We start from the raw sequence: 20,901 nt of genomic DNA on the forward strand, positions 1-20,901 counted from the left end.
TTTTGGAATTAAGCGAGTAGTGAAAGTAGAAACTCTATTCCCGAATGGTCTTCTTTTTTCTTTCGAGAATAGAGTTTTTTAGAGGGTTTAACTTTGGTTGGTTTCATAGAAAAAATCATTCTAGAAGCCAGTTTGATTTGGGAGACTTGTTTTTCTTTTCCTTTTGTCTTCATAGTTTTTAGACTAACAAAAACAAAAGGACAGAATCAATCTTTATTTTTTAGAATCGAGGATTTGGTTCCACTCATCCAAAAATGGTTTTGCCACTGCGAAAACCGAGGTTGTATCCCCTTCGATCACGATCGATTCCAAGACGTCCCCTTGGCGGATGGCATTTACCACTTCTTGGTCTGAATCGTCGACCACAGCACCAAAAACAGCATGTTTTCCATCGAGCCATGGAGTCGGAACATGGGTGATAAAAAATTGACTTCCATTGGTTCCAGGTCCTGCATTTGCCATAGAAAGAATCCCTGGTTTGTTGTGTTTTAAACTAGAATCAAACTCATCTCGGAATTTATAACCGGGTCCACCAGTTCCTGTTCCTAGGGGACAACCACCTTGTACCATAAAGTCAGCAATGACTCGGTGGAATTTAAGTCCGTTGTAAAAATTCCTTTGTGCTAGGTTTACAAAATTGGCTACAGTGTTTGGTGTTTTGTCCGGAAACAAATCGATGCGAATTTCGCCTTTGTTTGTTTTAATAATTGCTCTAAGTGCGCTCATTCCAGTATCACAATTCTCCCAATTCCCCTGGCAAGTCGAAAAAAGGTTTGAGTTCCCAATCCATACCGATACACTCTAAGTCTGTTTTGGAAGGAGATTCTGTCATGAAACAGTTCGTATTCGTTTTACTTGTACTGGTAACTATCCCCCTGGTTTCGGAATCTTCCAAAAAGAAAAAAGTTCAATCGAAACCTGTTCCGATTGAAAACAAACTCATTGACTACGGAGAGTTTAAACGAATTGTGAATCGTTCCGAAGGGGAAAGGGAAACCCACCGGCTAACAGAGGATCAGTTTTTGAAGTTGATGAACGAAGATGGTGTTGTTTTACTCGATGCAAGAAGTGAAAACAGATTCCATCTTTTGCATATTCAGGGAGCAAAGAACCTTCCGTTTACAGAATTTACGAAAGAATCTTTGGCAGAGATCATTCCTGAAAAAAAATCCAAAATTCTAATTTACTGTAATAATAACTTTGAAGGAAACCAGGAAGCCTTTGCTGCAAAAAGTCCCGCAGCTTCTCTCAATCTCTCTACCTACAATTCTTTAAAAGCCTATGGGTATGAATCCATCTACGAACTGGGGCCACTTTTGGATGTCAAAAAAACCGTTTTACCATTGGTGACGGATTCAAAGGCACCATGATTTGGATTGACCTGAGATAGGAACCAATTCTTCTAGAAATAAATTATGATCCAGGGTGAGGTTCTATCTGATATCATCGAAGCGGTTTCCAATACTTTTGGAACCGAATTTTTGGATAGGCTCACACTAAAATTAGCATCTACCATCCAAGCGGATTATACCTTCATTGCCATCTTTGATAAGGAAAAATTTGAATCAAAGACTATCTCTCTTGTGGCTAATGGTGTGATAGCAGAGAACATGGCTTATTCCTTAAAAGATACACCATGTGCAGAGGTGTTTGATAATTCCGTTTGTTATTATCCTGCGGAAGTACAAAAATTCTTTCCCTACGACCAACTTCTCATTGAGATGAAGATCGAAGGTTATATTGGTTCTCCCTTACTCAATTCTAAAAAAGAAGTAATTGGTTTGATTGTGGGTCTTTTTGAATCAGAAATTCGTAACAGAGACCAAATCCTCACCTTATTCCAAATTTTTTCAGGTAGGATTGCAGCGGAATTGGAAAGGTCTGAATATGAAACACGTTTGGAACAAAACAATCATGCGCTGGAATCGCTTGTAGAAGAGAGAACTAGTGAACTGAAACAAACGTTAGATGAGCTAAAGGAAAGGCAAAACCAACTCATCGAATCAGAAAAAATGGCAAGCCTTGGTTTACTATCCGCAGGTATTGCGCACGAAATCAACAATCCTTTGAATTTTATATTAGGTGGTTACTTTGGTGTCCGTGGAATTTTGGAAGGTTCTTCGCTTGAATCGGAAAAAACCAAAATGTATTTAGAAGCTATCAAAGAAGGGGTAGAACGGACTTCGAAAATTGTAAAAGGACTCAATCAGTTCACTCGCAGCGGGGATTCTGTTGAGGAACGTTTTGACTTACATGATATTTTAGAAAACTGTCTTGTGATGCTTACTCATTCCCTTAGGGATCGAATTTCGGTAGAATCCAACCTTCATTCACATCCTTTGGTGGTAAAAGGAAATTCCGGAAAAATCCACCAAGTATTTTTAAATATACTCACGAATGCCATCCAAGCGATGGAAGGAAGGTCCGGCACCTTGGGAGTCAAGTCTTACCGAGATTCCGAGTATTCCATCATACAGATCTCGGATACAGGAGTGGGAATCAAGGAAGAAGACCAAAACAAAATTCGAAATCCCTTTTTTACAACCAAAGATCCAGGGAAAGGGGTTGGCCTTGGTTTGCCTATTGCTTATAAGATCATTCAAGATCATAAAGGTTCCATTGAAATGGAATCAGAGTGGGGTAAGGGTACTGTCGTTCGTATCAAACTTCCGTTACAAGTATGAATCAATCAGACCACAAACAAAAGTTACTTTATGTGGATGACGAAATTCTAAATTTATATTTGTTTCGTGAATACTTTCAAAATGAATACAAAGTAATCGTTGCTCAATCAGGACAAGAAGCCATTGAAGAATTAGAAGAGAATGAGGACATACAATTTGTTATTAGTGATATGCGGATGCCAAAGATGAATGGATTGGAATTTATCACAAAAGCCCAGGAAATTCGCCCCAATATTACTTATTGTATCCTAACTGGTTATGACATAACACCTGACATAGAAAAGGCGATTGGAGAAAAGAAGGTAGCTCGTTATTTTTCTAAACCATTTGATCCTACAGAGATACTTTTGTTTCTCTCTGCAGGAAATGGAGAATGATCCTTTGTTTATTTGTTTTTAAATTCTGCTTCCACAACTCCCCGTTTAGAGCTATTGATGCTAAGGGTTTTGCTACTTAAAAAACGAAAACTTGAATCTTTTTTATACATCAATTCTTCAGCAAACATAGATTCTTTTCCTGGATAGGTAAGTTCCCATTCCGATCCATTCATTTCTGTTTTACGATCATTGATTTGTTTTACAGAAGTATATTCCATCAAATCATTTTTGAAGTTAATAGCATCCTCAAGGCCTAGTCCTTTGAATTTTAAGATGACTGTATTTTGTTCTGTGAGTTTGAACCATTCGTCTTTGATTTGTTTTCCCACTTTGTTTGATACAAGGTTTGACCAATCTTTAACTGCTTGTTCTCTTGAAACTTCTTGAGTGATGTCAGCCCCTCGTCCTTCCAAACTTCCTGATCCAAAAATTTTGCCATCTCCCCAAAGTTGGATGATGCGGTAAGGCCCAGTGGCTGCGGAACTTAAGAAATCAGTTTTTTTCCCACCAGGTAAAACCACCGGTTTTTGGTCTGTAGTGGTTACTTTTGCAACAATCAAAACTTCAGCCCCAGAATCTTGTGCAAGTGTAAGAAGGGGACTTCCTTCTTCTACGGAAGTTAGGTCAAGTTTCGCAAGGCTAGGATTTTTTTTGAGTAAGGCAGTGAGTTGGGAACTATCCACAACCTTGTTTCCTTTGGTCCTAAGTTTTTCGATAAGTTCTGCTTCTGCGATGTTGGTTGCCGAACCAATGGGAAAGGACTTTCCATTCACTACAGTTTGAACAAGGACGGCAATCCGAGGGTTTCCTACATCATCGAGAAGGGCATCTACTGCCGTGGAGAGTTTAGTTGCTTCCACTTCGCAGCGCACATTCAAACGGATCATGTCTTGGGTGTCCAATTTCCATTGTTCTTCGCTGATGATATCGTATTTTTTTACAAAACTATCTGTTTTGCCGTAGAGTTTGGAGCCGAGCGATTGGCCGTCTGAAACTCCTGATTTTTCAGTAATCTGTTCTCCTACGAGTTTGCGGATGGCGTTGAGTTTTGCGTCCTTCAAAGCCTTATTCCTTGCAAGTGCCAAGTCTCCTTGGTAGATAGGTGCCTCTCCCATAGCTGTCACCACATTGTCTGGCAGCGTAGGTTGTTTCTGGGCTGAATTGGATCCGGCACATGCCAAAATGGTAAGGATGAGAACTCCGGTTAAGGGAGCCAAACGAAGTCGGTTGAACATGAAGGACATTTCTCCTTGAAGATTTGCTATATTATAGAAACATATACTTACATGACCAATTACTTTTTTAGGTTTTCTCTCTGCTTTCTAGTCCTTGCTTGCCATGGGAACACAGTTCCGCAATTTCGTGTCCACCCACTTGATTCTAAGATGCGGGTTTCTTCGGACATTTTTTATGAAAAAGTCCTACCCACCATGGCGGGAAAAAAATTGATGCTTGCGACCAATCCTTCCGGAATTGGAACCAATCCAAAAAAAATCATCATTTCCTTAGAAAAACATAAAATCACATTAGAACATTTAATTGGACTCGAACATGGATTTCTTGGTTTGGAAGAAGAGTTTAGCCAAACTCCTGTTACTATGGACTCTACTTTCCATAGGCCATTGTATCATATCTACCGAATCAAAGATTCTGAATTAAGGGACCTCATCCAAGAAGTGGATTATGTGGTTTTTGATGTGCAAGATGTGGGGATGCGTTGTTATACATATTTAAGTGTACTGAAACGCCTTATGGATGCGATGAAAAATACAAAAACCAAACTCATTGTATTAGATCATATCCATGTAGCGATGCATTTGCCACCTATGGGTGAAAAAATGAATCCTCGTAATTTGAATTTTGCAGGAGAATTTCCATCGTTACTCATCACTGGGATGACAATAGGGGAAGCTACTCGGTTTTATAATAAAGAATTTTTAAAAGACAGTGTGGATGTCCTCATCGTTCCTGTGGAAGGTTACAAACGAGGAATGTATTTTGAAGATACAGGGATTCCTTGGACTACACCTTCACCAAACTTACCTATGGTGGACTCTGCCAGAAACTACCTCTCCCTTGTATTATTAGAAGGAGTGAATGTGTCGGTGGGGCGAGGCACCCAAGCTCCTTTCGTTTATTTTGGAGCGCCATGGATGACAAACCCGGAGGACCTTGCAAATAAACTGGCGAGTCTCGGAAACAAATCCTATTATTTTTCTCCCGTGTATTTCAAACCGACCTTTGGTCCTCATAAAGGAAAAATTTGTTCAGGCCTAAGGATGAATTTGGTACGCCCTGATTATGATCCTATCCAACTGGCTTATGATCTCATCAGACTGATGAAAGAAACTTATCCTAATGATTTCAAATGGAGTAAAGGTGCCACAAACCACTGGGTAGACCAACTTTGGGGGAACGACCATTTCCGAACTTCCATCAATGAAGGAAAAAGTTTTTCCGAATTCCATAATACTTATTTATCGGAAGAAGAAAACGAAGAGAAAAAAATCGCTCCTTATCTGTTGTATTGAGGGTATGATGAAACGGATTCTATTTACTTTTTTAATATTTATTTTTACTATTACTGTGTTAGCTTCGGAAAAGGAATTTAAAACCATACCGAAAAATAAAACGGCAAAAGTTTTGAAATCAGTTGCCTTTGCTACCATTCGTTCAACACTTCTCGTTTCTTATGGAGAGGGAGAAGAAAAGGAATCAGTATACACTCCATGTTCTGAAAATTTTCCAAGTATGCCGGGAGACTTTCCTTGCAACTATTTGGATTATGAAGGTACAACAATGGAAGTCGCTCCTAGTTCTGGTGTCAACGACGGAGAAGCTACCGAAGGTTCTGATCCAGAAGATGTGAATCCCGGTGGCAAAGTGGTGATCAAGCTGATCAAACAAAAGTCTCCCAACTTAAATGGAAAGGTGGTTTTTCTTGGAGAAGGGGAAGATCAATTAAAACTTTTTTATGGACCCAAAGGTCAAATTTCCCATTATTTATATCGTCAAACTCTCGTTATATTCAGATGGGATATGTCAACGGAAATCCCAAGTCTCATTAGTTTGGTGTTTGTAAACACTAACAAAGAATATTTTCCTGAAGAAGTAAAAGAGTATTCCTTTTAAATTATGCCTACCATCAAAGGATTTGTCAGAAAAATGTCGCATAAAGGTTTAAAACCTGTGTCCTATTTTTGGGAAACAGCGACCTATAGTGAGACAGATAAAAAAGATCTGACAGCAATAGAATCCACATCGGAAAGTCCCGTGGAATCTTGGATTGGAAAAAAAATAACTCTTAGCACCAATGAAGAAATTCGTTGTTTGCACTGCGGGAAAAAAACTAAGAAGTCATTTAACCAAGGACATTGTTTTACCTGTTTTACCAAACTCGCAGAAAACGATCTTTGTATCCTCCGTCCTGAAACTTGCCATCACCACAAAGGAACGTGCCGGGAACCAGGCTGGGGACAACTAAATTGTTTTAAAAAACACACAGTTTATTTTGCAAATTCCAGTGGATTAAAAGTCGGCATTACCAAAGAAAATCCAGTTTCGAATCGTTGGGTTGACCAAGGGGCTAAGTTCGGTATTCCTATTTTGGAAGTGGAGTCGAGAAGAGATGCAGGAATTATCGAACATTATTTGAGTCAGTTTTTACCTGACAAAACTTCTTGGCAAAAAATGGTGGCGGGAGATCCACCTGACATGGATTTGGTGCGAGAAGCGGGTAAGTTCTTAAATCATTTGGATAAAAATGATTTTTTTTCCCCACCTGATAGTAAATCTAAACTTACTTGGAAACGATTGGATCTAAATGAAGTCACAGAAATTCAATATCCCATCGATTCTTATCCTGGAAAAATCAAATCACTCAAACTGACAAAAGAGACTCCTATTATTGATACCCTTGTGGGAATCAAAGGGCAGTATCTTTTGTTTCTTTCGGGGGTGATCAATATTCGTAGTCTCAGTGGTCTTTGGATTGAAGTCACCACGTAGAGAGATCCGTCTCAAAGGTGGTTTTACCACAAGAATTCTTTATGAATGTGAAGAGTTTTTACTAGCCGAAAAACCAGAAGGACTTCCTGTCCATGAAACGAAAGACCCCAACCGAAAAGACTTTACTCGACTTCTAGCAAGTTATTTAAATTTTCCTGATTTGCGAACAGCCAATCGATTGGATTTGGGAACCAGTGGCATTGTGTTACTGGGAAAAACTTCAGATAAAAATTCAGAAATCGATACCCTACTTAAGGATGCAGATAAAGAATATATTTTTTTATGCACAGGCATTCCCGATTGGAAAGAAAAACGATTTGAATGTTTTATTCGGGATGGAAACAAAGAAGTACAAATTGTGCGTAGTGGGGGGAAAAAAGCCATTACAGAGTTTACAATTGTTTCCCACCATCCAAAAGAAAATTGTTCTTTCGGAATGGCAAAAATTCTAACGGGAAGAAGACACCAAATTCGTGTTATGCTTCGTGAACTAGGGCATCCAGTTCTTGGAGATTCAGTTTATTCATCTTCCCAACTTGAGACCAAAGAAACACGAATGTATTTACATTCTTTTCGATTATGCTTTACCGACTTCCAGGGGAAAAAACAGTGGGTGGAGACGGAAATCCCTTTGGAATTTTCTAACCGAGTAGGGAAAACACTTACCGTCGAAAACAAACCAGAATGAAAAACGAAGTTTTCCATAGTTTTTTGAGAGAACAGAAATTATACAAAATTCTTTCTCGTATCGCGAAATATGTTTCAATATCATTTTTGATTATTTATTTGTATTTGTTGTTTAGTTCGAGTTATACGGCAAGTCCCCTCATTGTGGTAATCAACTATCTTGCCATCCTCACCAGTTTTTCTGGAATCATTACATTCAAATACTTTGAAATCCCCACTCTCCTTTTGGCTGTTTTTACAGAGGGAAAGTCAGCAGAGTTTTTCCAATTAGGCCCAGAGCAAAAACAACTCATTTGGCGAAAGGCAGGACGTGAAGATGTTTTGCCACCAGATCCTACCGCGGAGTTTATCAATACAAACCTACATTTGTATGATCGTTATCCTTGGAAACGAATCGGTAAAATTTACTCTGTGGGATATTTGGTTGTGATTCTCACATCCATTTTCTATTTAACTTCCGTATATCTCGAGACCGGATTTCAAAACTAAGAAAGCAATTTTCCTTGTCTTACGGTCTCTGGATAAAAACCTATCCGTATGGCTTTGAATTGTGGAATTGTAGGTCTCCCGAACGTCGGTAAGTCGACTATTTTTAATGCACTCACTAAGGCAGGAGCGCAAGCTGCCAACTATCCGTTTTGTACAATAGAACCCAACACTGGTGTTGTGGAAGTTCCGGATGAAAGGCTCAACCGTTTAGCGGAAGTTTACAAACCAAAACGAACGGTTCCCACAATGATAGAGTTTGTAGACATTGCAGGCCTTGTAAAAGGGGCAAGCCAAGGGGAAGGACTTGGAAACCAGTTTTTATCTCATATCCGGGAAGTGGATGCCATTTGCCATGTGGTACGTGCCTTCCAAGATGAAAACATCACACATGTTCACGGTAAGGTAGATCCTATCGAGGACATCACCGTCATCAATTATGAACTCATCCTTGCTGATTTAGATAGTTTAGAAAAACAACAACAACGTGTGGCAAAAACTGCAAAAACTGGAAACAAAGAAGCGACGGAAATTTTGGCTGTGATGGATAAAATCCTCGATGCATTAAAAAAAGGGAATCGAGCTTCTACAGTTGAACTTGGGGATGAAGAACAAAAAATTGCCAAAAAATTTAATCTAATTACCATAAAACCAGTGTTATATGTTGCAAATATCTTAGATACTGATATAAAAACGGCAGAAAACCCTCTTGTAAAAACTATTATTGATTTTGCTTCCAAAGAAGGAGCACCTGTCGTTGTGTTATGTGGTCGGTTTGAAGAAGAAATATCTGGCTTAGAAAAAGAAGACCAAATTGCCTTTTTGGAAGAAATTGGGGAAAAAGAATCAGGACTTTCCAGAATGATTCGTGCTTCTTACAAACTCCTCGGGCTTTTGACCTTTTTTACAGCGGGTGTGGAAGAAGTAAGGGCTTGGACCACCCACCAAGGAAGCACGGGGCCTGTAGCAGCAAGTGTCATTCATTCCGATTTTGAAAAAGGATACATCCGAGCCGAAGTCATGCGATATGAAGACATCGACCGTACCGGGGATGCCACCAAAGTCAAAGACGAAGGAAAACTCCGAGTAGAAGGGAAGGAATACATTGTCCAAGACGGGGATGTCATTTACTTCCGTGTAAACGCATAAAAAAAATCCCGACTTTCGCCGGGGTTTTGAAGTGTGAACTAGTTTGGAAAAGAAAGTATGTTCCTAAAAGTAGGAACGTTTCTTAGATTATTAATGGCTTCACACTCTCTGTTTATTGCATCCTATTAGAAAAAAATTACGATTGTAACATAAAATGATACCGGCCGATTTCTTTTCCGGATTCAAAAATGGCCAGCTCCGGACTTGAATCTAGAGTGATGGGGGAATCGAACATGGACTGGGAGCCAAGTTTCGGAAGGGTTTCCACCGGGGCTCCGTCCAAAAAGAGTTTGGCCGAGAGGAGATCCGAGTTAGAAGCTTCAACAGAAAGGAAAACTTGATTTTTTTCTGCATTGGGTTGGAAAACAAAATCTAAATCTCTGCCTCCGATCTGTCTGTGGACACGAAAGGCACCTCCTGAATTTCCAGCCCCCCGGAAGGCAAGTTCCGCCGAAACGAGGCTAACATTGGCAATATCGCTCGTCAGAAGCTTTAGTTGGTCTTTTACAAACTGCAAGTAGATTTGGATCGTAGGGGTGCTACTGGGGAGGACGGTTTGTAAGATCCGGTCGACCGTTGGTGAGTCCGCATCTTCCCCTTGGGACATGAGGTATAGAGCTTCTTTTAATTTGAGTCGGTTCATAAATTCATTCGGATCTTTTGGTTCCATAGTATTTATTTCCCCCCGCTAAGGCTTTATTTCCTTTGTAAGGATTTTTTTTATCTTTTCTTTCGCTCGGTTGGCCCGAGCCAGTACTGTTCCTAGGGGAACATTGAGAATTTCGGCAATTTCTTTGAATTTGTACCCTTTTAACCTTAGGATGAGGATCTCTTTATGTGTTTCATCTAAACCTTCGATGAGGTCGTAAAACTCTCGTTTTTCTTCCCAAGCAAAAAAGACATCCTCTTGGTTTTGTCTATCATCTAAAATATCGATGCTCAAATCCAAAGAAATTCCCTCTCTATACTCATACCGACGAATAGATCTTGTCTGAGACATACTTATATTTTTAGAAATTTCACTTAAATAAACAATAAATGCAGGAAGGCTGTCTCCCTTGAATTTTCTGAGCAGGTGGTAATCGTTTTCTGTAAGTTTAAGGTATACCTGTTGGGAAGTATCGGTGACTTCTTCTCTCGGAACATAGTGAGCACAAGTTCCAATGATGAGCCGATGGAATTTTCGAATCAACTCTTGCCAGGCAGCACTCTGTCCCAGAAGGCAATTGTCGATTAACTTGCGAATCTCATCACTCATAGTTCTTTTATCGATTGGACGGAATTTTTACAAGATGTCAGTACATTTTCTAATCTTTTTTGAAAATGATGAGAACGAAAAAGAGTTTGTCTGATGTATCTTATGCGAGATTGGTTTGTTTGCGAAAATGACAATTGGTCTTTCGTAGTGAACCGACCATAGTCACTGAAAAAACCAAAAAATCCTAATATACGAATCCTTTGATTTGTATTTGGTATTTCTTCCAAACAACTTTGAAATGCTTTTAAATCATTCAGTTTGTCTGGATCAAAATCAGGATCTAAAATCCATTCATTGATTAAAGTGAGATAGAATTTTTTTGATTCAGAATTTTCTTCGTTTAATGTAGATGCAGACCATGGATTTTGTTTTGAATAATAAAACAGTTGGTAAGTATTTTTGTTTTGTTGTTTCATATCCTGCAAAAGTCTTAAAACTAAAGTTTTTCGTCTGGTTTCTGGCATTTCGGAATATAATACTCGGTTGATAGCGAGAGTATATTCTCTTTCTTTTCCTAAAAATAAAACTTCATGAGATTTATATAAATTGGAAAATACATAAATAGTTTTTTCCCATTCCATTCTTAGTTCGGCAACAAGTGGAATCAGTTCTTCACTTATAATTTCTGATTCTAAAATTTCAAATTTTGGTAATACAATCAAATCGAAGATTTTTTTCTTAGTTTGTTTTTCGATTTGCATTAAACCATCTTTTGATGATTCAGAACATTGTCTCACAGTCAGAATAGCATCATAAAAAGAAATAAAACGCAAAATTTGTGACAAATCCTTGATCTCTGGATGGCCACAGGCTTTCCAATAATATAAAAAATCTTCTTCTTCCGACTCCGTTTCAGTCCGGATCATATCACGAGTTTGAATTCCGTAGGCTTGACTAAATAAATTTTGTTTTGAATAATAAGACATCCATAGATCATCAAAGGATTTTGATTTGGGAAACCATTGCGCTGTGAGAGGTAAGGAACTAAAACTGAGGAGGAGTAAAATGGATTTGTATTTTTTCAAAATCCACTCCTAGTTTTAAATTCGTAAAACATTTTTTCTTCAGAACTGTCTTTGGAAAGGATAGAGTTTAATAATTCTCTTTTTTGGGAATCATCCAGTAGCTCGTGTTTGGTTTTTAGAAAACTGTCTGCCATTTTGCGAAATTCTGAATTTTGAATTCGGGAAATACGATCCAGAATAGGGTCCTTTGCTGAAATGGATTTTCCTTTTTTCTCTGTAACTATTTTAGATTCAGAAAAAGTGGAAATCTCTCCCCTGTTAGGTTCTTTTTTTTCGCCGGAAAAAACAATGAAAAAAAATAAAAACAATAAAACAAAGGTTATGCCTAAAATTTGTTTGAATTTTGGTTTAGGTTTTTGAGTCGAAAAATGAACTAAACTGATCGCAGTGATGATTTCTATGGAAGTTCCTTTGTATAGGGTTTTTCTAATTTTGGCTAGCGTATTGTGCGAATCTTTTGTTTTTAAATAGAACTCCCAAAATTTGATTCCAATTTTTTTTGCCATAACTGTTTCTACTGGAAATAAAAATCCAATGACTTCTTTAGCACCTGCTTTTAAAAAACTGGTTGTGAGTCCAGAATGTTCAATGGAATCAAAGGAAGAATGACAGCTATTGAAAAAAACGAGATCTAAGTTAGGGAAAGAGTGTCCTGCAATTTCATTAGAAAATAAATAATCATTAGCTCCGAGTGGGATTCCTTTTTTTTCTGTATGTCCCGCATAGTGTAGATACTTTGCGGAGCTCATTTCCTCAATTAGTCTTACTCGTGTTAAGTGATTGTCTTTGAGAATGCGAAGGTTCAGTTTTTTTTCAAAAATCGGATAAAGAATGCTACATTCTTCTTTTACTGTAGCAACTAGGTTTGGTTTTACGGGATTACAAATCAGTAGGATCGAATTTTCTTTGGGTGTATTTTCCTTTTGGATTGTATCGATTCGGATTCCTCTTCTGTATTCTTTGTCTTGGAATAAAAATCCTTTGTGAGTCCTTAAAATTTCCCATGGGATGGGTGAAAATTCTGGATCAATGAGAAGTTGGATGGATTCTTGGAATCCAGACTTTCTCCAAAAGGGCAAAGTTTTTCCGAATACAATTTGTTCTAAACTATCTGATTTTTTGCCCAGTTTTTCAAGGAATTCCTCTTTGTTCGGATTTTGTGAGAGAACTCTCTCTACAAAAAGTGCCCAATCCTTTTGGAATTCACTGAGTAACTTGCCGGAGAACTTCGTCGTTCGTTCCACTGTTCCAAACTGGTCTTGTTTTTCCTCCCAAATGCATTCGCCATCAGTGAGTTCTTCTCTGGAATATTTTGCAATAATTCTAAGTTTCATCAGCTTTGACTTTATTGGAATTTTTGAAGTAAATCTTCTATCGTGGTTAGTAAAGCATACACTTCTTCTTCTTTTGTGAAGTAACCTGTAGAGATACGTATGCAACGTAAGGCTTCTTCTTCTGAATAACCCATATACAGAAGTGATTTGGATGCTTCTCTCGCTCGGGACTTACAAGAACTTCCCGTGGAAACTAAAATTCCTTTTTCTTCCATCCCTAATAGGAAAAAATCAACTGATTGGATGGGAAGAATAACAAAGCTTGTGTTAGGAAGTCTAGGCGAAGATTTGGCAATGATATGACAACCCATTGCCTCCAATTTTTCTTCTATTTGAGATTGGAACTTACGGAGTCGTTTGTTTTTTTCTTCCAATTGGTCCAATTGGATTTCCGTTACTCTTTTTAAACATTCAATTGCAAATGTATTTTCTGTTCCGGCCCTATGTTCATTTTCTTGGTTACCACCACCAAACACTTGGAAGTGGGGGTTGACCTTGGGAAGATAAGTAACGGATGCACCCATTCCAGCTCCAATTTTATGTCCAGAAAATGTAAATCCATCAAATAGAGAGTAGGGAACCTGGACTTTACAAAATCCTTGCATCAAATCGCTATAAAAAACTTGTCCGTATTCTTTGGTTAGTTTGTGAATTTCTTCTGCAGGTTGGATCACACCTGTTTCGTTTCCTGCATAAAGACAGACCACAGGCCTTGGGTTTTCCTCTAGTTTGTTTTCTAGATCCTTAAGGTTGATGATTCCTGTTTTGTTTGTCCCAATTAGATTGGGAGTAAATCCATAAGATTCTAGTGCTGCATACATACTGGAATGTTCGAAAGGTGAGACAATAACAGAATCTAACTTTGGATAAAGCACTCGTAAACTTTGGATGAGAAGGTAATTTGCTTCAGTTCCTGTTGCTGAGAAAACAAATTGTTTTTCCTGACCTTTGGTTATAGAGGCAAAATACTTTCTTGTTAGTTCTATTTTTCCTTGATTTTTTAAGGAAAAACGAGTGATTCCGGAAGGATTATAAAATCCTTCCAGATAATCTGCCAAACAAGTTTCCAGAATTTCGGGAAAAGGAGGGTGTGTGGCATTGTAATCAAAATACTTTATATCATTCGTTAAATGGGATTTCATCGGCTTCTTCGTAGCGACCCAGTTTGCGAAGGACGGATCTAGTTAAATTATGATAAGGTTTTAGGATGTCATCTTTTTTGCCACCTACACTTCGTTCGTCGACATTACGCAGTTTTGGTTTTAATGCATCCAAAATCGCAAGGCTTTTTGCATTTTCTTTGAGTTTGTGGTATGACTCTGCTTCTTTCATTTTGGATTCAAATTCATGAACTAGAAGAGCAGGAACATTGATATCTTCAATTTCAGCTGCAAGTTGGATGTTCGCAGCTTCCTTAAATTCAGTGGCAGCACGTTTGTAGTATATTTCTTCTTCTGAACCCAATTGGAAAAAAAGTTCACCTCGACGGAATTTGAATTTAAGATACTCTCTTTCATCTGACCCAACAAAATAAAGAATCCTTTCATAAATATCATCCATCTCTCGTGGAGAAAAGTTTTTCATCCCTGTGAGTAGGATTTGCCGGAGTAACGATTCTAAATAATCGTTTGCAGAAACTTCTGAAAAATCACTGCGTTTGATGGAAGATAAAACTACACTTCGTTTTTGTACGGCACTGAGTCCACTGGGAACCTTTTCTAGTTCGGTAAGTTTTTTTAAGACAAAACTTTCCGTTTCCAACATATGGGTTTTATAACCTAAAAGAATTTCACTGGGGCGACAACTGGCCCAAGCAACCGATTCAATTTTTTTAGGAGCAATGAGTTCGGGGCCGGAAAAACGTAACGCGCGTTTGTAGTAGTCTAGGGCCGTGAGAACTGCTTCTATATGGGAATTCCAATAGTCTTTTGGATTGGGGCCAAGCGTGAGTTCTCCTTGCGGAGCCATTCTAAGGAAGAGCGGCGAACCCCATTCCTTCGCTTTTTCTCGCCATGTAAGTTCTAAAAAATGATCTTCGACATGTTCTTTACTTCGGAAATACAAACATGCCTTTTCCATAAGAGCCAAATCCAAGGGAAGGATTGTTCCTTTGGTATTTTCTTCAGAACTAAAGAATTGGCTTATGGTTTGGAGGACGTCTGTTCCTCCGTCTTTTCTTCCTTCCAGCACTGCATCACCTTTGGCGATGAGTTGGTGCGCAATCCGGGGATTGGGGTAACCAAAAAACGAATTATAGGCGAGGGTGAATTTGGCAAGGAGGGTGTCCTTGTTTCTCAGAATCCATGGGAAAGTGATTGCCCACACGATGAGAACAGCCAGGATGTATTTTAAATTTTCTCGGAAGATTTGGTTCAAGGATTGTCCCTGTTCCCGATCTTTGCCGGAATCTACTGATGTTTCAAGCAATTAAAACTCCAAACCATCCTTTCCTCTTTGTTTTCTTTTGTTTTCTTTCACTTTCTCTGTTTGCAGCCGAGCCAGGGACAAGAACCAAAGAATGTTCTCTGTTAGAACCTGGAGTTCCCGCAGAGTATTTCCTTTCTCGTGCCCTTCGGGAACAGGTGGATGGATTTCAGGCGAGCCAACGTCGAAAACCCGAGGATTCCAAACTTTCCTTCGAACGCTCCGTTTCCTTTTTAGATTCTTACCATCTTTGTCTGAAGGAAGTGGGAAAAGATCCAAGTGCTCTCAGTTCCGAGACCCAAAGTTTAAATTATCTAGAGCTTGGGAGTTTGGAGAAGGCTTGGGAATGGTCGGAAAGTGCCATCGGTAAATCACCGGAAGTCTCTAAAGATTTAGTCCTTTTGCAAACAAGAATTCGAATCCGACAAGGAGAACTTGCGAAAGCTTCGGATGTATTAGAATCCTCTCTACATAAGTTTCCGAATGATCCAGATTTTTTATACCTTCTTGGAAATATTAATTTTGAAAGGAAGTTATGGAACCAATCGATTTTGTATTATACGGCTTTATCCTTTGTGATCGAAAGAAGAGACAATCATTCCAAATATAAATTTTTAACAGCCAAAGCACTCGGCGAACTTAATTACAAACTAGATTACCCAAAGATATCTATCAAACGATACAATGAATATACTACCGCTTATAAAAACGATATGGAAGTTTTGTTTCGGTTGGCTCAGATTTATTTCGTGTTAGGTGACTTTAAACACTGCCGCCAATATCTTGAACAGATTCGAGAAAAAAATCCAAGAGACCTAGACGCCTCTCATATGCTTGCTGAAATTTATTTTATGGATGCAAGAGATCTTGCACCTACATATTTCGCAACGCTGAAAAAAGAAAAAAAAATTCCGAAAGAGGGGATTGTATTTTTACTCGATAAACTTGTTTCTGGATCCAAAACCGGACTCGAAGCAAAATTAAGAACATATATTCAAGAAAATCCAGGTAGGCTTTCTCCGCGCGTCGCTCTTTTGGAACTTGCAGAAAAGGAAAAACTTCCTGATTATGAAATCCTAAGTGCAGATACAGCGCAGTATGCTTATGAGTATAGACAATACCTAACTGCAGAAAAAATCCTACGCAGAGGGCTTTCTCAAATCACGGCAAAAGAAAATGCTTTTGAGGAAAAGTCTTTGTATTATGAAAAGATATCCTCTTGCCAAGAAATGCTCGGTCTTTGGAACCATTCGATCTTATCCACAAGAGAAGCACTACGGCTCACCAAAGAGACAGAAAAATCTTTGCGATTGCGTTTTCGTTTGGCTTACCTTTACCTCCAAGGCAACCTAAAGAAAGAATCACTTTCCGTTTCTGTTTTATCTGAAACGATAAAAGAAAATCCAAATCCTACTCACTATTATCTCCGAGGTTTAGCGTATTTTCAATTGTCAAAATACAAAGAAAGTGTGAGTGATTTTAGTGAAGCCATCAAACTAGATCCTAAAAATTTTAATTATTATTTTTATCGAGCTACAGCTTTTGATAAACTAAAACAGTTTAGTGATACAGAATCAGATTTAAAAACTACAATTTCTCTCAATCCCAATGCTTCCAATGCAATGAATTACTTGGGATATCTTTATGCAGAAAAAGATATGAATCCGGAGGAAGCAAATAAACTTCTTAACCAAGCAGTATCTTTAGAACCGGACAATCCTGCTTTCCAGGATAGTTTGGGTTGGGTGTTGTATAGAAAAAAAGATTTTAATCGTGCCTTACTCCACTTAAACTTTGCCGCCTCCCTAGCTTTGGAGAGAGGATTCGAAGATCCAGTGATCTATGAACATTTGGGTGATGTGTATTTGGCTAAAAAGGATCCAGTAAATGCTTTGCAGTTTTTTAAACTATCCGAATCCAAGTTAAAATTAGAGTCTAACAAAGACTTAGTGGCAAAAATTAAAAAAGTGCAAAAGGAAATTTCTGAATGAAAAGGACCTTATTCTTCATTAGTGTTTTATTTTACGTTTATTCTTGTCAGTCGGCAGAAGTGGAAGATCCCAATTTTATTGGCCGAGACAAAGAAAAATACCAATCTGCAAAAGAGGGGGAATCAAAGACCCTTTTAAAGGAAATTTTAGAAAAACAAACAGATTTTCCTAGTTTTAAGTCCGATTTTTCAATGCAGATCCAAACCTTTGTTCCTAAAAAAGATAATGTTTATCTAGATGGAAAACTTTATTTTTCGAAAGAAACCAAACAGGTGAAAATCCAACTAATGGACAGTTTTTTTGGAATGATATTTACCGAGCTCATTGCTGATCCAAACCAAATACAAATCAAACCTACAAGTACAAAAGAGATACAAACCTTTCCGATGGGGGACATCCTCATACAAGATCCAAATACGGGCAAAAAATTTGCCATACCATTTCCTGTGATTTATGAATACTTAACAGGAGCTTACGTTACTGAAATCCAAAACCCAAAGGCAAAGTTCAATACCAAGGATTCTCGGATCGCACTTACTAAACCTGATGGGGAATATGAATATTTTTTTAAACAGGGCAACCTGGACCGATTGGAACTTGCAAGCACCAAACGTGGATTAAAGGCAATTGCATTGGTCAAAACAAAACCAGATCAAATCCATCCACCTAAAGAAATTACCACTAAGGTGATTAGTTTAGATACGGAAAAGGAAAACGTTCTCATTTTAATTAAACTTAAAAAATCACAAATTATGGAAGTGCCCTTGACCGTATTTCGATTTTAAATGTATATGTTTCGTTTGTATTTTTTATTGATTCTGTTTTTTCCGCTATTTGTATTTTCAGTGGACTTGCCAGAATCTGCGGAACCACAATTAGAGTTACCGATAAATGATCTTTACCATTTTCGGACAGAAACAGGGGAAAACATCCAATATCCAAAGTCCACAAAACTCTGGTTTGGTGGGGATGTGATGTTCAACTGGGGAGTTAGGGATTCCATGCGGTCGGAGGATCCCTACTTTCCTTTTCGCAGTTTTTCTAGTTTTCTAAAAACTTTTGATTATCGTTTCTTAAATTTAGAAACACCCATCTTACATAAAGCCCCATCCGTAGACCAAAGAAAGTCCTATGTGTTTTTCGGAGAAAGAAGGGACCTTACGGTTCTTAGACTTCTCGGTATCGATGGGGTGTTTCTTGGAAACAATCATACTATGGACTTTGGAGAGAACGGTCTTTTTGATACATTGGAGCTTTTGGATGAGTTTGGTATCCGTCATACAGGTGCAGGAAAGGATACAGACGAGGCTTTAGTTCCCATCACAGTCACCAAACAAAACACAGACTACCGCATCTTTTCTTTTTCTGATACGGGAGAAACCAGGCTTTTTTCAGGACCAAAGGCTCCCGGAGCCGCATACTTTCGAGTAGGGACTGCAGAACGGATCATTAAAAAAACAAAGCCAGGCCAGGTAAATATTTTATCCGTTCATTGGGGTGTGGAATACAATCCGTTTCCGATGGATACGGAACGAAATGCCGCTAAATACTTGATAGGTGCAGGATACAAAGTGATCATTGGCCACCATCCACATGTTCCTCAAGGAATTGAAGTGTTCCCTAAGGGAGTTGTCATTTATTCTTTGGGAAACTTTTTTTTCGGATCCAAAAATCAATACTTAAAACACAACATTTCTGTGGTTATACATTTTGAAGGTGATAAGCTTTTGTTTGTGGAAGTGATTCCTGTATTTGGAAAACACCAAGCTCTTCCAGGAGATCATTATTTTTTTCCTTTGGGGCCAAAAGAGGCAGAGAATTTTTTAAAAGAATATTCTATTCTTTGTAAACAATTGGGAACAGAACTTGTGATTTCAGGGGGAAGGGGTTACGTCTTTTTAGATAAGGAACTAAAAGCCAAACTAAAACCGTAATGGAACCAACTGCAAACAAGTCCTATTGCAAAAAAAGGAAAACTGAGTTCTAGTAAATTGGTTTTGAAAATAGAAAACAGTTGCAGAAAAAAACCTGTAAAAAATAAAACAGAAGCCGTTCTTAAAATCCAGCTTTTTTCGTATAACCAAAAGTATACGGAAACGATTGCTGCATAACCAAACAAACAAAACCATTTGAGTTGTGATGTAGGTTTTAGATATTCGAGAGAAGGGGTCATCTCTTCTGGCGTTTTTGCATCCAAGACATTGAGAATTAAAATATTTTCGATAAGGTCGGCAAATCCAGCGATCACTAGAAGTAAAACCATCCCCATAAAGATTTTCAAAAAGATGGGCCGAACTTTTCTTCCCGCATAATGGCCTGTATACGTGAGAAAGGCTAAGTAACAGAAGATAAATCCAAAGTCAAAATAGTGAACCTTTCGGTATTCGGAAGATAAATTGAAAAAGTCGATGGTATCTGGGATTCCGATGAGATCTTGGACTTGTTTTGGCGTTTCTGCCATTTCAAGGCCTAGGAGTGTGGATTCAAATCCGGAGTGGTTGTCGAGGGCCGGTTCTTTCGGTGTGATATGGTTTAAAAAACCAGCATAGAGTGCTAAAAATAAGCCAAGGCCTAAGCCCCAGACTTCTGGAAAATTTGATTTTTCACCCATAAAAATGTTAGAAATTACATGGAAATGGAAGGGTTTGGGAACTCCAAGAAGAAATTCCATTGACCCCGGCCCCCATTGGCAAAACCCTAGTGGAAACTAACAAATTCTTCTACCTACAAGTGTTTCTATGTAGGTATACCCATAGGAGAAATATGAGAAACTACGAAATCACGAATATTCTTCGTGAAGGTAATGTAGAAGAGACGAAGTCTGCAGTCAAAGACTTACTCTCCAAATACAACTTCACGATCCAAGGCGAAGAGGATTGGGGTTCTAAAAGACTCTGGCATCCCGTTGGACAAGACGAACAAGGCCACTTCACACTCATCAAGTGTTCCGGATCCCCTACAGAAGTATCTAAGATCGAACATGAGTTTAAACTCAATGTAAACATCTTAAAAACCCTAGTAATCAGGGCCAATGGCTAACGATCTAAACAAAGTACTACTCATCGGTCGAATGACCCGTGATCCGGAATTTAAATCGGTGAACGGAAGTTCTGTTGTCAATTTCTCAATTGCAAATAACAGAGTTTATGTGACTAACGGTGAAAAGAAAGAGGAAACTCATTATTTTGACTGTGTTGCATGGGGCCGACTTGCTGACATATTAAAACAATATGCTGGCAAAGGGAAACAAGTAGCGATTGAAGGCAGACTGCAACAACAGTCCTGGGAAACTCCCGAAGGTAAAAAAGCTACCAAAATCCGAGTCTATGTCGAATCCGCACAATTACTGGGCGGCCAAGGACAAGGTGGTGGATCGGGTGACCGTTCAGACAGTTCAACTTCTTATGATTCCGGCGTAAGTAGTGGTTATGATGATTATCCAGCCGGTGATGACGACATTCCTTTTTGATAGGTTATG

General features: G+C 38.6%; 24 protein-coding genes. 14 read left to right on the top strand and 10 right to left on the bottom strand.

From position 1 onward, the window contains the following. Positions 1 to 8: 8 nt before the first annotated feature. Together LEP1GSC203_RS19855 and LEP1GSC203_RS08635 are read right to left on the bottom strand one after the other, a co-directional pair. Entirely contained in the window at positions 9 to 173 is a 165-nt protein-coding gene (locus tag LEP1GSC203_RS19855) for a hypothetical protein (RefSeq protein WP_002973837.1), read from the bottom strand. 40 nt (positions 174 to 213) lie between these two features. Next, positions 214 to 726 carry a peptidylprolyl isomerase gene (locus LEP1GSC203_RS08635; RefSeq protein WP_002974494.1) on the bottom strand — a complete coding sequence of 171 codons (513 nt, stop codon included), beginning with the start codon at positions 724 to 726 and terminating at the stop codon, positions 214 to 216. 104 nt (positions 727 to 830) lie between these two features. Here LEP1GSC203_RS08635 and LEP1GSC203_RS08640 point away from each other — a divergent pair, with 104 nt between their 5' ends. Genes LEP1GSC203_RS08640 through LEP1GSC203_RS08650 form a run of 3 tightly spaced genes read left to right on the top strand, consistent with a single transcriptional unit; the run spans position 831 to position 3,061 of the window. Beyond that, complete coding sequence (locus LEP1GSC203_RS08640) at positions 831 to 1,370, top strand: rhodanese-like domain-containing protein (protein WP_002973628.1); 540 nt, start codon at positions 831 to 833, stop codon at positions 1,368 to 1,370. A gap of 45 nt (positions 1,371 to 1,415) precedes the next feature. Further along, positions 1,416 to 2,684: a sensor histidine kinase gene (locus LEP1GSC203_RS08645; protein ID WP_002974424.1), complete on the top strand. Its 1,269-nt coding sequence runs from the start codon at positions 1,416 to 1,418 to the stop codon at positions 2,682 to 2,684. Next, positions 2,681 to 3,061 carry a response regulator gene (locus tag LEP1GSC203_RS08650; RefSeq protein ID WP_002974512.1) on the top strand — a complete coding sequence of 127 codons (381 nt, stop codon included), beginning with the start codon at positions 2,681 to 2,683 and terminating at the stop codon, positions 3,059 to 3,061. Before LEP1GSC203_RS08645 ends, LEP1GSC203_RS08650 begins: the two co-directional genes overlap by 4 nt. Before the next feature lie 8 nt (positions 3,062 to 3,069). Here the strand turns inward: LEP1GSC203_RS08650 and LEP1GSC203_RS08655 are convergent, their stop codons facing one another. After that, positions 3,070 to 4,296, bottom strand: coding sequence for a lipoprotein LipL46 (locus LEP1GSC203_RS08655; protein ID WP_002973948.1), 1,227 nt, complete (start codon positions 4,294 to 4,296; stop codon positions 3,070 to 3,072). 51 nt (positions 4,297 to 4,347) lie between these two features. Between LEP1GSC203_RS08655 and LEP1GSC203_RS08660 the strand changes: the two genes are divergently transcribed. The 6 genes from LEP1GSC203_RS08660 to ychF are packed head-to-tail and all read left to right on the top strand — an operon-like array spanning position 4,348 to position 9,391. Then, positions 4,348 to 5,592 carry an exo-beta-N-acetylmuramidase NamZ family protein gene (locus LEP1GSC203_RS08660; protein WP_002974283.1) on the top strand — a complete coding sequence of 415 codons (1,245 nt, stop codon included), beginning with the start codon at positions 4,348 to 4,350 and terminating at the stop codon, positions 5,590 to 5,592. 7 nt (positions 5,593 to 5,599) lie between these two features. Further along, positions 5,600 to 6,193: an LIC_11883 family protein gene (locus tag LEP1GSC203_RS08665; protein ID WP_002973981.1), complete on the top strand. Its 594-nt coding sequence runs from the start codon at positions 5,600 to 5,602 to the stop codon at positions 6,191 to 6,193. A gap of 3 nt (positions 6,194 to 6,196) precedes the next feature. Beyond that, a complete protein-coding gene (locus tag LEP1GSC203_RS08670) occupies positions 6,197 to 7,069 on the top strand; it encodes a DUF2797 domain-containing protein (protein ID WP_039937637.1) in 873 nt (290 codons plus the stop codon). Beyond that, positions 7,053 to 7,757, top strand: a complete 705-nt coding sequence (locus LEP1GSC203_RS08675; RefSeq protein WP_002973865.1) for an RluA family pseudouridine synthase — start codon at positions 7,053 to 7,055, stop codon at positions 7,755 to 7,757. Before LEP1GSC203_RS08670 ends, LEP1GSC203_RS08675 begins: the two co-directional genes overlap by 17 nt. Next, positions 7,754 to 8,245 (top strand): hypothetical protein, encoded by a 492-nt coding sequence (locus LEP1GSC203_RS08680; RefSeq protein WP_002974013.1) that lies wholly within the window; start codon positions 7,754 to 7,756, stop codon positions 8,243 to 8,245. The genes LEP1GSC203_RS08675 and LEP1GSC203_RS08680 overlap by 4 nt, the downstream gene beginning before the upstream one ends. Positions 8,246 to 8,293: 48 nt before the next feature. Continuing rightward, on the top strand, positions 8,294 to 9,391 hold the full coding sequence (gene ychF, locus LEP1GSC203_RS08685; RefSeq protein WP_002974488.1) for a redox-regulated ATPase YchF: 1,098 nt from the start codon (positions 8,294 to 8,296) through the stop codon (positions 9,389 to 9,391). A gap of 136 nt (positions 9,392 to 9,527) precedes the next feature. Here the strand turns inward: ychF and LEP1GSC203_RS08690 are convergent, their stop codons facing one another. The 6 genes from LEP1GSC203_RS08690 to LEP1GSC203_RS08715 all read right to left on the bottom strand — a co-directional run bounded on the left by LEP1GSC203_RS08690 (position 9,528) and on the right by LEP1GSC203_RS08715 (position 15,384). Continuing rightward, on the bottom strand, positions 9,528 to 10,061 hold the full coding sequence (locus LEP1GSC203_RS08690) for a hypothetical protein (RefSeq protein ID WP_002973726.1): 534 nt from the start codon (positions 10,059 to 10,061) through the stop codon (positions 9,528 to 9,530). Between the two features lie 18 nt (positions 10,062 to 10,079). Further along, positions 10,080 to 10,649: an RNA polymerase sigma factor gene (locus tag LEP1GSC203_RS08695; RefSeq protein WP_002974383.1), complete on the bottom strand. Its 570-nt coding sequence runs from the start codon at positions 10,647 to 10,649 to the stop codon at positions 10,080 to 10,082. Then, positions 10,646 to 11,515, bottom strand: a complete 870-nt coding sequence (locus LEP1GSC203_RS08700) for a hypothetical protein (RefSeq protein WP_039937858.1) — start codon at positions 11,513 to 11,515, stop codon at positions 10,646 to 10,648. Before LEP1GSC203_RS08700 ends, LEP1GSC203_RS08695 begins: the two co-directional genes overlap by 4 nt. 155 nt (positions 11,516 to 11,670) lie before the next feature. After that, positions 11,671 to 13,008: a CHAT domain-containing protein gene (locus LEP1GSC203_RS08705; RefSeq protein WP_002973613.1), complete on the bottom strand. Its 1,338-nt coding sequence runs from the start codon at positions 13,006 to 13,008 to the stop codon at positions 11,671 to 11,673. Positions 13,009 to 13,019: 11 nt separating this feature from the next. Further along, the gene (locus LEP1GSC203_RS08710) at positions 13,020 to 14,150 is read right to left on the bottom strand and encodes a cysteine desulfurase family protein (RefSeq protein WP_002974487.1); all 1,131 of its coding nucleotides are present in this window, start codon (positions 14,148 to 14,150) and stop codon (positions 13,020 to 13,022) included. Beyond that, positions 14,128 to 15,384 (bottom strand): hypothetical protein, encoded by a 1,257-nt coding sequence (locus tag LEP1GSC203_RS08715; protein ID WP_002974285.1) that lies wholly within the window; start codon positions 15,382 to 15,384, stop codon positions 14,128 to 14,130. Before LEP1GSC203_RS08715 ends, LEP1GSC203_RS08710 begins: the two co-directional genes overlap by 23 nt. Before the next feature lie 38 nt (positions 15,385 to 15,422). On the opposite strand from LEP1GSC203_RS08715, the gene LEP1GSC203_RS08720 reads away from it, so the two are divergent. Genes LEP1GSC203_RS08720 through LEP1GSC203_RS08730 form a run of 3 tightly spaced genes read left to right on the top strand, consistent with a single transcriptional unit; the run spans position 15,423 to position 19,357 of the window. Then, positions 15,423 to 17,423 (top strand): tetratricopeptide repeat protein, encoded by a 2,001-nt coding sequence (locus LEP1GSC203_RS08720; RefSeq protein WP_002974153.1) that lies wholly within the window; start codon positions 15,423 to 15,425, stop codon positions 17,421 to 17,423. Further along, positions 17,420 to 18,208: a hypothetical protein gene (locus LEP1GSC203_RS08725; RefSeq protein WP_002974309.1), complete on the top strand. Its 789-nt coding sequence runs from the start codon at positions 17,420 to 17,422 to the stop codon at positions 18,206 to 18,208. Before LEP1GSC203_RS08720 ends, LEP1GSC203_RS08725 begins: the two co-directional genes overlap by 4 nt. Continuing rightward, a complete protein-coding gene (locus tag LEP1GSC203_RS08730; RefSeq protein ID WP_039937641.1) occupies positions 18,209 to 19,357 on the top strand; it encodes a CapA family protein in 1,149 nt (382 codons plus the stop codon). It begins immediately after the preceding gene. On the opposite strand, the gene LEP1GSC203_RS08735 is transcribed toward LEP1GSC203_RS08730, so the two are convergent. Continuing rightward, positions 19,312 to 20,094: a hypothetical protein gene (locus tag LEP1GSC203_RS08735; RefSeq protein WP_002974379.1), complete on the bottom strand. Its 783-nt coding sequence runs from the start codon at positions 20,092 to 20,094 to the stop codon at positions 19,312 to 19,314. The two genes, LEP1GSC203_RS08730 and LEP1GSC203_RS08735, sit on opposite strands and share 46 nt — an antisense overlap. A 92-nt stretch (positions 20,095 to 20,186) precedes the next feature. On the opposite strand from LEP1GSC203_RS08735, the gene rpsF reads away from it, so the two are divergent. Further along, entirely contained in the window at positions 20,187 to 20,462 is a 276-nt protein-coding gene (gene rpsF, locus LEP1GSC203_RS08740) for a 30S ribosomal protein S6 (protein WP_002973803.1), read from the top strand. Continuing rightward, positions 20,455 to 20,892 (top strand): single-stranded DNA-binding protein, encoded by a 438-nt coding sequence (locus LEP1GSC203_RS08745; RefSeq protein ID WP_002973691.1) that lies wholly within the window; start codon positions 20,455 to 20,457, stop codon positions 20,890 to 20,892. Before rpsF ends, LEP1GSC203_RS08745 begins: the two co-directional genes overlap by 8 nt. Positions 20,893 to 20,901 lie beyond the last annotated feature (9 nt).

The sequence above is a fragment of the Leptospira terpstrae serovar Hualin str. LT 11-33 = ATCC 700639 genome, from assembly GCF_000332495.1.
Lineage (GTDB): Bacteria > Spirochaetota > Leptospiria > Leptospirales > Leptospiraceae > Leptospira_A > Leptospira_A terpstrae.

Coding starts and splice junctions, on each gene's coding strand:
- LEP1GSC203_RS19855 (WP_002973837.1), bottom strand. CDS start 173: ATGAAGACAAAAGGAAAAGAAAAACAAGTCTCCCAAATCAAACTGGCT.
- LEP1GSC203_RS08635 (WP_002974494.1), bottom strand. CDS start 726: ATGAGCGCACTTAGAGCAATTATTAAAACAAACAAAGGCGAAATTCGC.
- LEP1GSC203_RS08640 (WP_002973628.1), top strand. CDS start 831: ATGAAACAGTTCGTATTCGTTTTACTTGTACTGGTAACTATCCCCCTG.
- LEP1GSC203_RS08645 (WP_002974424.1), top strand. CDS start 1,416: ATGATCCAGGGTGAGGTTCTATCTGATATCATCGAAGCGGTTTCCAAT.
- LEP1GSC203_RS08650 (WP_002974512.1), top strand. CDS start 2,681: ATGAATCAATCAGACCACAAACAAAAGTTACTTTATGTGGATGACGAA.
- LEP1GSC203_RS08655 (WP_002973948.1), bottom strand. CDS start 4,296: ATGTTCAACCGACTTCGTTTGGCTCCCTTAACCGGAGTTCTCATCCTT.
- LEP1GSC203_RS08660 (WP_002974283.1), top strand. CDS start 4,348: ATGACCAATTACTTTTTTAGGTTTTCTCTCTGCTTTCTAGTCCTTGCT.
- LEP1GSC203_RS08665 (WP_002973981.1), top strand. CDS start 5,600: ATGAAACGGATTCTATTTACTTTTTTAATATTTATTTTTACTATTACT.
- LEP1GSC203_RS08670 (WP_039937637.1), top strand. CDS start 6,197: ATGCCTACCATCAAAGGATTTGTCAGAAAAATGTCGCATAAAGGTTTA.
- LEP1GSC203_RS08680 (WP_002974013.1), top strand. CDS start 7,754: ATGAAAAACGAAGTTTTCCATAGTTTTTTGAGAGAACAGAAATTATAC.
- ychF (WP_002974488.1), top strand. CDS start 8,294: ATGGCTTTGAATTGTGGAATTGTAGGTCTCCCGAACGTCGGTAAGTCG.
- LEP1GSC203_RS08690 (WP_002973726.1), bottom strand. CDS start 10,061: ATGGAACCAAAAGATCCGAATGAATTTATGAACCGACTCAAATTAAAA.
- LEP1GSC203_RS08695 (WP_002974383.1), bottom strand. CDS start 10,649: ATGAGTGATGAGATTCGCAAGTTAATCGACAATTGCCTTCTGGGACAG.
- LEP1GSC203_RS08700 (WP_039937858.1), bottom strand. CDS start 11,515: ATGATCCGGACTGAAACGGAGTCGGAAGAAGAAGATTTTTTATATTAT.
- LEP1GSC203_RS08705 (WP_002973613.1), bottom strand. CDS start 13,008: ATGAAACTTAGAATTATTGCAAAATATTCCAGAGAAGAACTCACTGAT.
- LEP1GSC203_RS08710 (WP_002974487.1), bottom strand. CDS start 14,150: ATGAAATCCCATTTAACGAATGATATAAAGTATTTTGATTACAATGCC.
- LEP1GSC203_RS08720 (WP_002974153.1), top strand. CDS start 15,423: ATGTTTCAAGCAATTAAAACTCCAAACCATCCTTTCCTCTTTGTTTTC.
- LEP1GSC203_RS08725 (WP_002974309.1), top strand. CDS start 17,420: ATGAAAAGGACCTTATTCTTCATTAGTGTTTTATTTTACGTTTATTCT.
- LEP1GSC203_RS08730 (WP_039937641.1), top strand. CDS start 18,209: ATGTATATGTTTCGTTTGTATTTTTTATTGATTCTGTTTTTTCCGCTA.
- LEP1GSC203_RS08735 (WP_002974379.1), bottom strand. CDS start 20,094: ATGGAATTTCTTCTTGGAGTTCCCAAACCCTTCCATTTCCATGTAATT.
- rpsF (WP_002973803.1), top strand. CDS start 20,187: ATGAGAAACTACGAAATCACGAATATTCTTCGTGAAGGTAATGTAGAA.
- LEP1GSC203_RS08745 (WP_002973691.1), top strand. CDS start 20,455: ATGGCTAACGATCTAAACAAAGTACTACTCATCGGTCGAATGACCCGT.